The organism is Tenacibaculum haliotis, assembly GCF_025215075.1.
GTDB lineage: Bacteria > Bacteroidota > Bacteroidia > Flavobacteriales > Flavobacteriaceae > Polaribacter > Polaribacter haliotis_B.
Genome location: NZ_JAOBTH010000029.1, coordinates 443,368 through 458,695, shown reverse-complemented (window position 1 = coordinate 458,695; position 15,328 = coordinate 443,368). Strand labels below are relative to the sequence as shown.

Annotated in this window: 12 protein-coding genes; 5 read left to right on the top strand and 7 right to left on the bottom strand. The window is 29.3% G+C overall.

The window, feature by feature from the left end; all coding sequences use genetic code 11:
• The first annotated feature begins 206 nt into the window (after window positions 1-206).
• From N2251_RS13835 to N2251_RS13825, 3 genes are all read left to right on the top strand, one after another.
• Window positions 207-512, top strand: a complete 306-nt coding sequence (locus tag N2251_RS13835; protein WP_260587328.1) for a hypothetical protein — start codon at window positions 207-209, stop codon at window positions 510-512.
• Between the two features lie 71 nt (window positions 513-583).
• On the top strand, window positions 584-1,339 hold the full coding sequence (locus N2251_RS13830; RefSeq protein ID WP_260587327.1) for a GLPGLI family protein: 756 nt from the start codon (window positions 584-586) through the stop codon (window positions 1,337-1,339).
• Window positions 1,340-1,358: 19 nt separating this feature from the next.
• Window positions 1,359-4,007, top strand: coding sequence for a carboxypeptidase-like regulatory domain-containing protein (locus N2251_RS13825; protein WP_260587325.1), 2,649 nt, complete (start codon window positions 1,359-1,361; stop codon window positions 4,005-4,007).
• 72 nt (window positions 4,008-4,079) lie between these two features.
• On the opposite strand, the gene N2251_RS13820 is transcribed toward N2251_RS13825, so the two are convergent.
• From N2251_RS13820 to N2251_RS13800, 5 genes are all read right to left on the bottom strand, one after another.
• Window positions 4,080-4,586 carry a hypothetical protein gene (locus N2251_RS13820; RefSeq protein ID WP_260587324.1) on the bottom strand — a complete coding sequence of 169 codons (507 nt, stop codon included), beginning with the start codon at window positions 4,584-4,586 and terminating at the stop codon, window positions 4,080-4,082.
• Between the two features lie 88 nt (window positions 4,587-4,674).
• Window positions 4,675-6,321, bottom strand: coding sequence for a glycerol-3-phosphate dehydrogenase/oxidase (locus N2251_RS13815; protein ID WP_260587323.1), 1,647 nt, complete (start codon window positions 6,319-6,321; stop codon window positions 4,675-4,677).
• A 110-nt stretch (window positions 6,322-6,431) separates the two neighbouring features.
• Window positions 6,432-6,866: a YHS domain-containing (seleno)protein gene (locus N2251_RS13810; RefSeq protein WP_260587322.1), complete on the bottom strand. Its 435-nt coding sequence runs from the start codon at window positions 6,864-6,866 to the stop codon at window positions 6,432-6,434.
• A gap of 3 nt (window positions 6,867-6,869) precedes the next feature.
• On the bottom strand, window positions 6,870-7,325 hold the full coding sequence (locus N2251_RS13805) for a YHS domain-containing (seleno)protein (RefSeq protein WP_260587321.1): 456 nt from the start codon (window positions 7,323-7,325) through the stop codon (window positions 6,870-6,872).
• A 255-nt stretch (window positions 7,326-7,580) separates the two neighbouring features.
• Complete coding sequence (locus N2251_RS13800; protein ID WP_260587320.1) at window positions 7,581-8,555, bottom strand: LuxE/PaaK family acyltransferase; 975 nt, start codon at window positions 8,553-8,555, stop codon at window positions 7,581-7,583.
• A 186-nt stretch (window positions 8,556-8,741) separates the two neighbouring features.
• Between N2251_RS13800 and amaB the strand changes: the two genes are divergently transcribed.
• On the top strand, window positions 8,742-10,283 hold the full coding sequence (gene amaB, locus N2251_RS13795; protein WP_260587319.1) for an L-piperidine-6-carboxylate dehydrogenase: 1,542 nt from the start codon (window positions 8,742-8,744) through the stop codon (window positions 10,281-10,283).
• Between the two features lie 74 nt (window positions 10,284-10,357).
• Here amaB and N2251_RS13790 read toward each other — a convergent pair whose 3' ends face one another.
• A complete protein-coding gene (locus N2251_RS13790; RefSeq protein WP_260587318.1) occupies window positions 10,358-10,741 on the bottom strand; it encodes an ankyrin repeat domain-containing protein in 384 nt (127 codons plus the stop codon).
• A 164-nt stretch (window positions 10,742-10,905) separates the two neighbouring features.
• Window positions 10,906-12,765 carry a B12-binding domain-containing radical SAM protein gene (locus tag N2251_RS13785; protein ID WP_260587317.1) on the bottom strand — a complete coding sequence of 620 codons (1,860 nt, stop codon included), beginning with the start codon at window positions 12,763-12,765 and terminating at the stop codon, window positions 10,906-10,908.
• Window positions 12,766-12,994: 229 nt separating this feature from the next.
• Between N2251_RS13785 and N2251_RS13780 the strand changes: the two genes are divergently transcribed.
• Window positions 12,995-15,316, top strand: a complete 2,322-nt coding sequence (locus N2251_RS13780; RefSeq protein ID WP_260587316.1) for a GH92 family glycosyl hydrolase — start codon at window positions 12,995-12,997, stop codon at window positions 15,314-15,316.
• Window positions 15,317-15,328: the final 12 nt, after the last annotated feature.

The following is a 15,328-nucleotide window of genomic DNA, read 5'->3' as shown; positions in this document are numbered from 1 at the left end:
TTTTATCTGATAAAATCAATTTTTAAGTAAAGCACTGATATATTATAAGTTATTTTTAAAAATGTTAAATAAATGTTAACGAAAATAGGGATAACCCTATCTTAATTAGGGTTATCCCTATTTCTAATTAGGGTTATTGGGTATTGTAAGTGTTATAGTAGACTACTATTTTTGCATTATTATTAACCCATTTAAAATTAATGCAAATGAAAAAATTAGCATGTATTGCATTATTTAGTTTTGCAATGTTGGCAAATGCCACAGAAGGAAACGAAGTTGAAACAAACAACTCTAAAGAAGTAAAAATTGAAAAAAGTGTTTCTAAAAAAGTAGAAAATACAAGTACTACGGAAGAAGAAGATTTGTCTCAAGGATTTGGAAGTCAAGCAAACGGATGGTACGCTAAATATAGAAATGATGGATATTCTCATAGAGAAGCTAGACCTTTAAGAAGAGTATGGGTTAGAAAGTGTAGAGGTAATGGACCTGGTGGAATGTGGCATATTTTTTAATATTTATACTTCAAACAATAAAAGAGGTTGGTTTGTTTTTTATATCCAACCTCTTTACTTATAATTTATAAATGAATTTCAAAACATTACAACTATTTTTAATTCTTTGTTTACTAAATATTACTGTTTTTTCGCAAACTAAAAAACAATATGCTAAAGCTAAAGTTAGTTATGGTATAAAGATGTTCATAGACAAAAATCTAAAAAAACATAAAGTGTTATTGCAGTCATTCCCTGAAATGGCTCAAAAAATAGAGACAATAGCTTCTGAATTTGACTTCTCATTAGTTTTCAATGATTCTATTTCTATATTCTATTTAGAAAAAAAAATATTTTCTGATAATAGTGCGGCTAGCTTAGCAATTATACATTCAGGTTATTTTGGTCGAATTAAACAACTACCTAATAATTACATAACGGAAAACTTGCAAGAAGATTTTGGGAAATTTTTGGTATCTCGCCCATATAAAAAATGGAAACTGCATGATGAAACTAAACAAATTGGAGAATATTTGTGTTTTAAAGCTACAACCTTTCATACTACTACCAACTCCAAAGGCAAGGTGTTTAAACGTAGTTTTACAGCATGGTACACGCCACAACTACCTTATAAATTTGGGCCTGTAGGGTATGGTAACTTACCTGGTTTAATTATAGAATTACAAGGTGAACGTGCTACTTACGGTGTTAAAAAAATTGAGTTTTATAATGATAATACGAAGAAAAACCAAATGCCAAGGTTGAAGAAAAAGAAACTTATTACAGAAAAAAAGTTTGAAGAATTGGCTGCAAAAGATGAAAAACGTTGGCTAGAACGCAATAAATAAACTTTTTTTCTTATAAATAATGAATTTAAAAAGAGTATTAGTTTACAGCTTTATAGTATTTAGTTGTTCAATTTTAGCGCAAAATAAGAATATAGTTGTTAGTGGCTTTGTAACAGATGATAGTTTACAAAGTCCGCTAACACATGTTACGTTAATTGCTAAAGCTAAACAAGAAAAAATAAAATATGCGATATCAGATGCTAAAGGTTATTATAAACTTCAATTAAAAAAAGGTGTTACTTACAATTTAAGCATTTCACATCTTGGGTATACATCAATAAAAAAAGAAGTTTTTTTTTTAGAAAATAAGAATGATTATAATATTAAGCTAAACGCTAAAAATGAAAGTTTAGATGAAGTAATAATTGATTATAATTACCAACCAATTGAAAAAAAGAAAGATACGATTACCTATAACTTAAAAGCATTTACCAATGGTAATGAATTTAAGATGAAAGATGTTCTTAGTAAGTTGCCTGGAATAAAAATAGACGAAAATGTTATTAAAGTACAAGGTAAAACGGTAACAAAACTATTGGTTGAAGGAAAACCTTTTTTTAACGGTAGTACTAAATTAGCTATTGAAAACATCCCTGCTGATGTTATGGAAAAAATTGAAATTATATCTGATTATAAGGAATCTGAATTATTAAGAGATTTAGCTGATAATGAAGATTTGGCTTTAAACGTAGTTTTAAAAGAAAATAAAAAAGATTTTGCCTTCGGAGACATAGAAGCAAGTGTTAGTGTTGGATTAGATGAGTTTTATAGTTTGCACACTGCTTTATTTAAGTACAATCCAAAATCGAATATTAGTTTTATCGGTGATATTAATAATTTTAATAATAGTAGTTTAAGTTTTAGTGATTTATCACGATTAATTGGTGGTGCAAGCAACTTGTTTAAGAAAAGTAACTTATCTAATAGCTTGTTAAATTTTACATCAAATAAAAAAGAGAGATACGCATCTGTTACAAGATTTTCTGCTTTAAATTTTCGAAAAGAATTTAATGATGCGTTTAATATTTCTGGTTATACTATTTATTCAAATAATGATATTGTAAATAAATCAGCATCAATAAGACACTATTTTGGTGATACACCTATTACAGAAATTAGAAATGATTTTGGGAATACAGATAACAGTGCTGCAATAGTGAATCTAAAACTTGATTATAACCCTAATAGTTCTCAAAAATGGATTTATAATATTAACTACTTGAATAATAATTCTGATTATACAAAAACATCGGTATCAAGTTCAGAAAACACAAATCAGTTTTTCACAAATGTAGGTGGTAAAAGTGATAGTTTTTCGCAGAATTTAGAAGGGTACTTAAAAGTAAATGATAAGCATACAATGGGATTGGCTTTTCATCATAGTATTGGCAACTCAAAATTTACAGAAAACTGGTCTAGTAATTCTCCCATTTTAGAAGAATATTTACCATTAACAGAAGCAACAAATTATAGAATTAATCAAAAAAATAAGATAACATCTCAAAGGGTTAATATTATTTTAAAAGATTATTGGTTAGCTAGTAAATTTTATCATCTATTTTATAATATTGGGTTTAATTATAAAGAATCAAAAATAAAAAGTGATTTAAGTCAAGTTTTAACTGATAATTCTATTATAAATTTCCCAGAAATTAGCAATAATAATTTTTTAACACTTTCTGATTTAAATTTTGGTTTCGGAATAAAATCTCAGTTAGGAAAAGTTGAACTTACCCTAGAAGCTAAACCACATTATTATAATTTTAAACGTGCACAAATTAAAAATACTAATTTGTTTGTTGAGCCTAAATTTACTGCTAACTATAAAATAAATGATGATATAAACTTCGATTTCGATTATACATTTACTAATAAATACTTAAATGATTTAAGTTATTTAGAAAACTTAAAAGTAACAGGGTTTAATTCTGTTATACAAGGTAATCCATACCTTATAGATGAACGGTCACATAATTTTGGTATTTATTATAGTAATTATAAAAATATTGATGACTATTTTTTAGATGCATCTGTAGATTATAGTATTAATAACCCAGTAAAAAACAATAGTATAATTCAAAGTGGAATAAATCAATTAAAGACCCCTATTGTACTTAAATTACCTGAAGAGAGCTTAGGTTTTAATACAAATTTTGGATTTATGTTTAGTAAATCTAGTTTAGAATTTTCGATGGGTTTAGATTGGCTTAAAACCAATCAAATAATTAATAAAGAAATAAGTGCTATAAGTTCTTTTGAATACAATTTAAGTAGTAAATGGTTATTAAAATTGAATAAAAAAACACAACTGAATTTAAAGTATGAACACTCTACATATCAAGTGAATTCTGATGAAAATTCTCGTTCTACAGAAAACATCTTATCTTTAAATTTTGATAGTAAATTTTTAAATAATTTTATTTTTAAAACAGACTTCTCTACACATTTTATAGATGATTTTAGTAGTAAAACTCAAAATTATACGTTACAAAATCTATATTTAGGGTACGCAAAACCTAATAGTAAATTTTCTTATGGTTTAAATTTTAAAAACATCTATAATAATGGAGTAGTTGTAAGAAACTCTTTTAATAATAATATACTTATTTCTAATCAAGTTTATACGCTACCTAGTATATTTTTAGTTGAATTAAAATATAAGTTTTAAACAAAATTAATAAATCGTCTAAAATTACTTTTTTAGACGATTTATTAATTATTATTTATAACAGATCCTTTTTTAAGACATATCCATATAACTAATCTTAGTAATAAGATTTGATGTTTGATCAAACTCAATATTTATAAAACTATCACAGTCCTCACAAGTTGAATACAAAATACTCTTAGCGCCATTTCTACCAACGCTAAAAACAATAGCACCTAGTTTACTAATATTGTCTCCAATGGTAATACTTATGTCTTTTATAGCTAAAGTAGTATCGCTACCATTTACTTCAAAAGATTCTATATAAGGTTTGCTTTTTCCTAATGTAGAAAAATCAATTTTAACACCTTTAAAAACAAAATAATAATAAGACTCGTTTTCATCAACTTTATAAGAAGTTACAGCGCCTAATAGTGCTTCAACTTTAGGTTGATTTCCTTTAGTTTTTTTTAAATCAAGTAATTTGGCGCTATTTATTTTAAGATTATCAAAATCAGTATCAGATATAATGTTTACTGATTGAGCTTTACTAATTAAGCTTACGAATAGGAATAATACAACGATAATTTTTAGTTTCATCTTACTGAAATTTAGGGGATAAAAATATTTTATATATAAAAAAATATATAAGGGGGTGCAAAGATACAATAATATTATTAGCTGTAAATTATTTAAAATTTACAGTTAAATCAATCATAGCTTCTAGTTCTTGTCGTTGTTTTTCTGTTGCTGTTTCTGACCAATTAAAGTAAGTAACAAACTCATTTATAATATCATTTTTATAGGTGTCAACACTTGGTTTATCAAAAAATAAACGGCCAGTTCTACGCATAAAAAAGTCGGTTGGTGTACAAGTCATTTCATGTTGAATGGTAAACCAAACTTCTGCTTTTAATAAACGTAATTCTATATTTTCTTCTTTGATTTCATCAAACTTATCTATTATTATGTCTGTTTGTTTTCCGTAATTATGTACTAAATAGGCGGCATCCGTTTTTGTAAATCCGTAAGTTGTTAAGTTTTTATATACTTGATTGATGTATATATTTACCGATTTATAATTTTGAAATGGTCCACCAGCTAATATAATTTCTTCTGTTTGAATTGTGTCAAAGGCTGTTTCAAAACGACGTTTCATTTTTTTAGAAACCATATCAACAATACGCTCAGCCATTTTACGATAACCTGTTAGTTTACCACCAGCAATTGAAATCAATTTTGTATCAGAAACAAAAATTTCATCTTTACGAGATAATTCCGAAGCCGATTTTCCTTCTTCATGAATTAATGGTCGTAAGCCTGCCCATGAAGATTGAATATCATCTAAGGTTAAAGTTATGTTGGTAAACATATTATTTACCGCTTCAATTAAATATAAAGCATCTACCATTGTTGTTTCTACGGAGTCTTTATCTTGCTGAAAATTGGTATCAGTAGTACCAAAATAAGTTACTTTACCACGCGGTATTGCAAACATCATTCGTCCGTCAGGTACATCAAAATATACCGATTGTTTTACTGGTAATTTTTCATGTGCAACAACCAAATGAACGCCTTTTGTTAAATGTAGTCTTTTACCAATTTTAGAGTTGTTAATTTGTCGTAACTCATCTACCCAAGGTCCTGCAGCATTAACTACATACTTTGCTTTTATAGCATAACTTTCATTGGTGAAATTGTCGGTAACTTTTGCGCCCACTACACGTTTATTTTCATAAATAAACTCGTTGGCTTTTGTGTAATTAAGTATTTGAGCAGTGTATTGGCTAGCGGTTTTTAATACTTCAATGGTTAAGCGCGCATCATCGGTACGATATTCGGCATAATAACCTGCACCATTTAAAATGTTTTCTGGCAATAAAGGTTCTTTATCTAACGCTTCTTGTTTATCGAGCATTTTACGCTTATCATCACCTTCTACGGCTGCTAAAACATCGTATACTTTTAATCCGATAGAAGTTAGCCAAGAACCATAAGTTCCTTCGTCAATTAAAGGTAAAATCATTTTTTCTGGTACGACTAAATGAGGTGCTAATTTATGTACAATTGCACGTTCGGTACCTACTTCTTTTACTAACCAAAAATCGAATTGTTTTAAGTAACGTAAACCTCCGTGAATTAATTTTGTGGATTTACTTGAAGTACCTGAAGCAAAATCATTTTTTTCAATTAAGGCAACTTTCATTCCACGTGATGCAGCATCTAAAGCGATTCCTGCACCAGTAATTCCGCCACCAATAATTAAAAGATCAAATTCCGTTTCTTGTAATTCTTTTTGAATGTTTTTTCGGTTAAAAAAAGAGAAATTATTCATAGGTAGGTTTTTGTCTAACAAAAGTAAGAATAAAAAGGTGTAATTTTTGCATAAAAAAAGAGCTGAATAAATTCAACTCCTTACAGTTGTCCCCACAACGAATAAATAATTTACTGATTTAAACTTAGCCAGTTTGTATCAGCTTGTTTTTTTAGTTTTTCAGCACCTTCTTCTTGCCAAAGTTTTAATGTATTGGTTCCCCATGAATTATAAAATAAGTATAATTTATCATTTCTGATTTCAAAAGTTTTAGGATCAATACTTACTCTTTTATTTGTTTTTCCTATTGCGTAAGCACAGTAGCCACCGTATTGTGGAGTGTATTTTTTAGGATTTTTTTGAAACAATTTTAAATTTTCGTGTGAAGAAAATAAAAAAGTAACTCCATCGTAGTTTGTAGTATTTTTTTTATTTCCCTTTATTGCTTGGTTAGAAAAATAAGCAACAACATCATATCCGTTAGCTATTGTACCTTTTTTAGTATTGTATTGTTGCCCGAAACTTATTGTTGAAATAAGTAAAAACAACGCATATAAATTTTTCATCTATTATTTCTTTTTATATTTTAATGCTACCCAATTTTTATCTCCTTTACCTTGAAGTTCTTTTGTGTTTCCACTTTTCCAATCATCAAGTTTACTTGAAATCCATGAACTATAAAACAGGTATAGTTTACCATCTCTTATCTCATAAGCTTCGGCATCAATATACATTTTAGTATTTTTTACAGCTATAGCATAAGCACAATATCCGCCGTATTGAGGAATATATTTTATCGGATTCTCTTTAAAAGTGACTAAGTTTTTTTCTGAATAAAACTTAAATTTAGCACCATCATAAGTAGTTTGAAACTTCTTTTTTCCTTCTAAAGGTTTTTTATTTACAAAATAAGATACCACATCATAACCTTCAGCAACAAAGCCATTTTTAGTATTATAATCTAGCTGCTGAGAAAAAATTGCTGTTGAAATTACTATAAATAGTACTGTAATTAATTGTTTCATTAAAATTAGTTTTACCAGTAGTCGATAAATTAGTTAGAAAATTACAGCGGTATATTAAATCATTTTCAAAACATTCTTTTTAAATAAAAGCACAGAAATTAATGTCATTATGAAGCCTATTGTAACTAATATTCCCATTTTTGGGAAAATATCTATTATAGGTAAATTTTATAATGTAAAAGTAATAGGAAATAAAAGTAGCGCAATTAATGAATAACTGAACTGTTAAATATTAAAGATGAATTGTAATTAAGTTTATAAAACCATCAAATTACAACCTCTAATATCCGAATTATCAAAACGACCAATAATTTCTACTTCGTTATTTTGATGTACTTTTCCTAAATCTTGCGTAGCAATAAATGAACAAGAATTATAATTTGCGAGGTCAATAATATTAATTCCGCCCGATTTTTCTTTCGGTAAAATAGTTAAAGCATCTTCGGTATCTCGAATTAAAATTTGCATCCAAGGAGGACAATTAAAAACGCCAATACCTTTAGAATATGCTTGACTTAACAACTCGGTCATCCCATATTCTGAGTGAATTTTATCAATACCAAAACCTTTACTTAAAATGGCATGTAGTTCACTTCTTATCAATTCTTTTCTACGTCCTTTCATACCACCAGTTTCCATAACGATGGTATTTTTAAGGTTAAATTGATGCATTTCAATTAAATCTAACAAAGCAAAAGAAACGCCAATAAGTAATACTTTTTGTCCTTTTTTATCTAATTTGATGAGTTTTTTTGTTAATTCATCTAAATTATCGAGATAAAATCCACTTTCAGGTTGTTTCGATTTTTTAATTAAATCATCCACCATATAAACTAATGAAGATCCTTTACGTTCTAAATAATTTGGTAACAACGCCAAAACAACATAATCTTCTATGTTTCCATAAAAATGATTAAAGCCTTTTAAATAACTAGTTTCATACCACGATAAATCAGTTACTAAATGCTTACTTGTTATACTACCTGTGGTACCAGAACTAGAAAATGTTTCTTGAATTTCATCCGAAGAAGAAAGTACTTTTTTACTCTTAAAAAACTGAATTGGTAAAAAAGGAATTTGTTTAATAGTTTTAACATCTGAAGGATGTACATATAATAAATCACAAAAAGAACGGTATACTTTATTGTTTTTAAATTGATGTTTAAAAACCTGTAAAGCTACTTTCGTAAATTCTTCTGATGTTTGTATGTTAAAAATTTCGTTTTGCATTGCTAAACAAAAGTACTTTAATCTTTGATAGTTTTTAATCAATAAATCATTTTTATCAATCCTATAATCCGAAAAATATTTGTTTACTTTTAAACAAATAGTATTGTTTTTGTTTAATTTATTAATTTATAAAATTATTCGTAGTTTTGATCTTTAAATTTTAAACAACTAAAATTACAATATAAAATGGCAGATTTTGGTATCAAAGAAGCTTTAGCTCAATTAGGAGTAAAAGATATAAACGAAGGAACTTCTACAGGTTCTAATAACTTTTCTAACGGAGAAATTATTGAAAGTTACTCACCAGTTGACGGTAAACTAATCGGTAAAGTAAAATCTACTACAAGAGAAGATTATGATAAAGTAATGGAAACTGCTACAGCGGCATTTTTATCTTTTAGAGATATGCCTGCTCCACAACGTGGAGAAATTGTTCGTCAGTTTGGTAATAAATTAAGAGATTTAAAAGAACCATTAGGGAAATTAGTTTCTTACGAAATGGGTAAATCTTTACAAGAAGGTTACGGTGAGGTTCAAGAAATGATTGACATCTGTGATTTTGCTGTTGGTTTATCACGTCAGTTAAACGGACAAACAATTCCTTCTGAACGCTCAGGACACGTAATGAGAGAGCAATGGCACCCAATTGGTGTTGTTGGTATTATTTCTGCATTTAATTTTCCTGTTGCCGTTTGGGCTTGGAATACAGCTTTAGCATGGATTTGTGGTGATGTATGTGTTTGGAAAGGTTCTGAAAAAGCACCTTTATGTTCTATCGCTTGTCAAAACATTATTGCTGATGTTTTAAAAGAAAATAATTTACCAGAAGGAATTTCTTCTATCATTAACGGAGATTACAAAGTTGGTGAAATGATGACTACCGATACTCGTATTCCTTTAGTTTCTGCTACAGGATCTACAAGAATGGGAAGAATTGTTGGTGCAACTGTTGCAGGACGTTTCGGAAAATCTTTATTAGAGTTAGGTGGAAACAACGCAATTATTATTACACCAACTGCCGATTTAAAAGTGGTGGTTCCTGGTGCAGTATTTGGTGCTGTTGGAACTTGTGGACAACGTTGTACTTCAACAAGAAGATTAATTATTCACGAATCGGTTTACGATAAAGTAAGAGATGCAATTGTTGGTGCTTACGGGCAATTAACTATTGGAAATCCTTTAGATGAAAAAAATCATATTGGGCCGTTAATCGATCACGATTCTGTAAATACGTATTTAGCTGCAATTGAAAAAGCAAAAGCTGAAGGTGGAAAAGTATTAGTTGAAGGTGGAGTTTTAGAAGGTGAAGGTTACGAAAGCGGATGCTACGTAAAACCAGCTATTATTGAAGCTGAGAATCATTTTGAAATTGTTCAGCATGAAACTTTTGCTCCGATTTTATACTTAATGAAATATTCTGGAGAAGTAGAAAATGCGATCGCAAAACAAAACGGTGTTGCACAAGGATTATCATCAGCAATTATGACGAATGAAATGAAAGAAGCTGAAAAGTTCTTATCATATGCAGGTTCTGATTGTGGTATTGCAAACGTAAATATTGGTACTTCTGGTGCTGAAATTGGTGGTGCTTTTGGTGGTGAAAAAGAAACTGGTGGTGGACGTGAGTCTGGATCAGATGCATGGAAAGTGTACATGAGAAGACAAACAAATACTGTAAATTATTCTGATGAATTGCCTTTAGCGCAAGGAATTAAGTTTGATTTATAAGTCGATAATCGACATTTAATTATATTGAAAAGGCTTCACAATTTGTGAAGCCTTTTTTTAAAATTCGGGGTACTTTATTTTTCTAAGGCAGAAGCAATTATTTTATAAGATTCATGTGCCTTAGACATTTTAGCGTATTCTAAAGCTGTAAAATTTCCTTTATCGGATTTTGTCTTTAGTTTAGCGCCTTTTTTAATTAGTAATTTAACGATTGCTACTTTGTTATATCTAGCAGCAAACATTAACGGAGTTAAGCCTGTTGATTTTCTGTTAATATTGGTTCCGTTTTCAATCATCGCTTTAACAGCTTCGTAATTACCAGCTGTAATTAACTTACAAAAAGTACTAACTTTATAATATTCGGTAGTAGTTTTTACTGTTGTTTTGTTTATTTCTGAAGCTGAAACAGTTCCAAAAGATAATGCGATTGCTAATACTGTAAATACAAATTTTTTCATGATATTATGTTTTTTAAGATTCGGTTTATATCTAAAAAGACGACGATTAAAAAAAAACGTTTCAGTAAAAAGAAAGGCTTAACAAATATTTATGATTACTTCTTAAAATTTTATTAAATTAAAAATCAGTTATTTAAGTTTGTGTAAATTAGTTGATATTAAATTTAGGCAGTTAAAAAACCTGCAATCAAATTAGTCTCTTGGGTTGTTTTTGGTGTTTTAAAATCGAAGTATTTATGTAAAGGAATTTCAAATCCTTTGTAATTTAAATAATTATTTAAAGCGGTATTTAATCCTTCGCTATATAGGTGATGTTCTGCACCTGTGGGATCTTCGTGATACAAATCATTTTCAGCAAAACCTTTAAATTCTGGCCCAGTAATATTAATTTTAAATTCATCCGGATTTTTACCAACCGGGCTATGACTAGTACAAGCAAACATGTGCCAAAAAGCAGACTGAATACAATTATTTTGAAATAGTTGACGAACAACTTCTAAAGAATCAATGGTTTCTTGCGCTGTTTCGGTAGGAAAACCGAACATTAAATAAGCATGTACCATGATGTTTTCATCAGAAAAAGCTTTGGTTACTCTAGCAACTTGTCCAATATCTACCCCTTTTTTCATTTTAGCCAATAACCTATCTGAAGCAACCTCTAAACCACCAGTAACGGCAATACATCCCGATTTAGATAGTAAAGCACACAATTCTGGCGTAAATGTTTTTTCGAATCGAATGTTAGTCCACCAAGTAATATAAACCTTTCTTTCTAGTAACTTATTTGCTAGAGCTCTCAACATTTTCGGCGGCGCAGCTTCATCAACAAAATGAAAACCTGTAATACCTGTTTCTGAGATTATTTTTTCAATTTTATTCACTAAATCATCAGCGGTTGTATTTTGATAATTCCCTATATAATCTAACGTAACATCACAAAAAGAACACTGTTTCCAATAGCATCCGTGAGAAATGGTCAATTTATTCCATTTTCCATCAGACCACATTCTGTGCATCGGATTCATAACATCTAAAAACGATAAATACTTATTTGTTGGAAGTCCTACATAACTAGGCGCAGGTAAGTTTTTATGATGAAAAATGGTGTTTGGTGTTTTATCAGCATAAATAACTTGGTTATTTTTACAGATAAAAGTTCTTTCTAAACCATCTTCTTTTATTTTACCATCTAAAAACTCTGTGATTTTTAATAACGGACCTTCACCATCATCCAAAGTAATAAAATCGATAAAATCAAAAATTCTTGGGTCAGATAAGCGTCTTAACTCGGTGTTACAATAACCACCACCCATACCTATTTTAATGGTGGGATATTGCCTTTTTATAAACTGAGCACAACGTAAAGCTGAAAATAAATTACCAGGAAAAGGTACTGTAAAACAAACTAAATCATAGTTGTTTTTTTGTAGTTTCTCTTCTAATAAATACAACATTTCATCTTCTATTAAGGAAGTTTCATATTGTAAAAACTCGTTAATAGTATCGAAACTAGAGGCAGATCTTCCTAGTTGTTCTGCATAGCGTGTAAAAGAAAAAAACTCATCGACATTGGCATTTATATAATCACCTAATTCTTCTACAAAGAGTGTTGCAATGTGTTTGGCTTTGTCTAAAATTCCTAATTTTCCGAATTCGGTAGTTAAATCTTTATTTAGTTTAATACGCCTATGTCCATGCGGTAAATAATCTTTATGTACCATCTGATACGCTGCTGTAACTTCTTGCACGCGCAAATAATCCATCACAGAATCTACCTTATTTATGTATTCTTCTTTTTGTTTATCAACTAAAGGAAAATCACTATTACCAAGCATTTCTGCTTGCTTAAAAATTGCCTCTATAAATTCTTTGGTAAACACTGCAGTAAACAGCTCGATACTTAAATCCATTTGCGTTGCTTTTACATCTTTAGATTCTAAAAAACCTTTAATGTATGCGGTTGCAGGATACGCAGTATTTAATTGTGTAAAAGGAGGTGTTACTAAAAGCGTGTTTATAGACATAAATAATAAATAAAGCACAAAGATACTTTTTAAGGCAGTACTTTTTAGCTGATTTATTAAAACAGTTTTAACGTTTATAAAAAGGGTCTCTTTAAGCACGATGTTTAAATTTAAACAATTAGATTAAAATTGTTTGAAATTATTATTTATTACTTTTTTAATATTTTTATTGTGAATTATAGAATTTATTTTGCGTAATTAGCATTATAAACCTATTTTTAGTAATAATATGAAAAAATATTTATCATTTTTAATGATTTTTAGCCTCTGTTTATTTGTGCTAAGTTGCAAACAAGAGTTAAAAGAAAATGTAATAACTCAAGTAGATGAAAAAGATTTTACAAAACATGTAAATCCTTTAATTGGAACTAGTAAAATGGGACATGTTTTTCCTGGAGCAACTGCTCCTTTTGGAATGGTACAGTTAAGTCCTCAAACTAATTTTGAGGTTATGTTTAATGAAAACGGTAGCTACAATAGTAAAACATATGAATATTGTGCGGGTTATCAACATAAAGATTCAACAATTATAGGTTTTGCTCACACTAATTTTAGTGGAACAGGACATGCTGATTTAGGGGATTTTTTAGTAATGCCAACTACAGGGAAACTAACATTAGACCCATTAAAAACAAAAGAAGGTACTAAAGGATTTTATTCAACGTTTTCACATGATACCGAAAAAGCATCTCCAGGTTACTACAAAGTTAATTTAGATAGTTACAACATAAAAGCAGAACTAACAGCTAGCGAGCGTGTTGGTTTTCATCAATATACATTTCCTAAATCTACCGATTCTCATGTTATTTTAGATTTAGTGTACAATATCTATCATCATGATAATAAAAATGTATGGACATTTATTCGTGTAGAAAATGATAGCTTAATAACAGGTTACAGACAAACAAAAGGGTGGGCAAGAACCAAAAAAGTGTTTTTTGCGATGGAATTTTCTAAACCATTTAAAAGTTATGGTCATAAAAAATACAATAAAGAAACGTATGATGGATTTTACAGACGTTTTAAACAAAATGAAAATTTTCCTGAAATGGCAGGAAAAGATATAAGAGCTTATTTTAATTTTGATACAGAAGAAGGTGAAAAAATAAATGTAAAATTTGCTTTATCACCAGTAAGTACCAATGGAGCTTTAAATAATTTAAAAGAAGAAATTCCGCATTGGAATTTTGATAAAACGAAACAAGAAACTAAAGATAAATGGAATAAAGAGTTAGGTAAAATTGATGTAGAAACAATTTCTGAAAAAGAGAAAACTACTTTTTATACGGCTTTATATCACACTAATTTATCACCTATTTTGTATGAAGATGTTGATGGGAAATACCGAGGACTAGATCAAAATATACATACTTCTGATGGTTTTACGAATTACACCATATTTTCTCTTTGGGATACTTACAGAGCATTGCACCCATTGTACAACATAACACAACCAAATCGAAACAACGACATGATAAAATCGATGTTAGCACATCACGACCAGAGTGTACATAATATGTTACCAATTTGGAGTCATTATGCTAATGAAAATTGGTGTATGATTGGGTATCATGCAACTTCAGTTATTGCAGATGCATTAGCAAAAAACGTAGGAGATTTTGATGTAAATCATGCACTTAAAGCATCAACAAACACAGCCACGGTTCGTTATTTTGATGGTATTGGGGATTATATTGATTATAAATATGTTCCAGAAGATAAAAGCCATTCATCAGTATCAAAAACATTAGAATATGCTTACAACGATTGGTGTATTGCTCAAATTGCAAAAAAAGTTGGAAAAGCTGATGTAGAAAAAGAGTATTTAACAAGAGCTGAATATTATAAAAACGTTTATGATCCAACAATCGGATTTATGCGACCTAAATTATCTGATGGTACTTTTAGAAAAAATTTTGACCCAATGGATACGCACGGACAAGGTTTTATTGAAGGAAATGCATGGAATTACGGATTGTATGTTCCGCAAAACATTGATAAAATGATTGAAATGATGGGAGGTAAAGAAAAATTTAGTAAGCAACTAGATGAATTATTTACCACAGAAATAGCTGATAAATACATAGCAAACCATGAAGATATTACTCGCGACGGAATTATAGGAAATTATGTGCATGGTAACGAGCCAGGACATCACATTCCGTATTTATATAATTGGACCGGACATCCTAAAAAAACACAGCAAAGAGTTCGTATGATTATGGATACCATGTACGGAGATACTGTTGATGGTTTGTGTGGTAATGACGATGCAGGTCAAATGAGTGCTTGGTATATATTTAGTAGTTTAGGTTTTTATCCTGTTACACCAGGCTCTCCAAATTATGCAATTGGAAGTCCAAATATTAAAGAAGCTACTATTTATTTAGAAAACGGAAAAACCTTAAAAATTACGGCTCAAAATCAAAGTAAAGAAAACGTATTTGTAAAAAGTATAACAATAAACGGTAAGAAAATAACAGACAATGTACTTTCTCATGCTGATATTATAAACGGAGGACAACTAATTTTTGAAATGAGTAAAGAGTAATAAAACGAAATT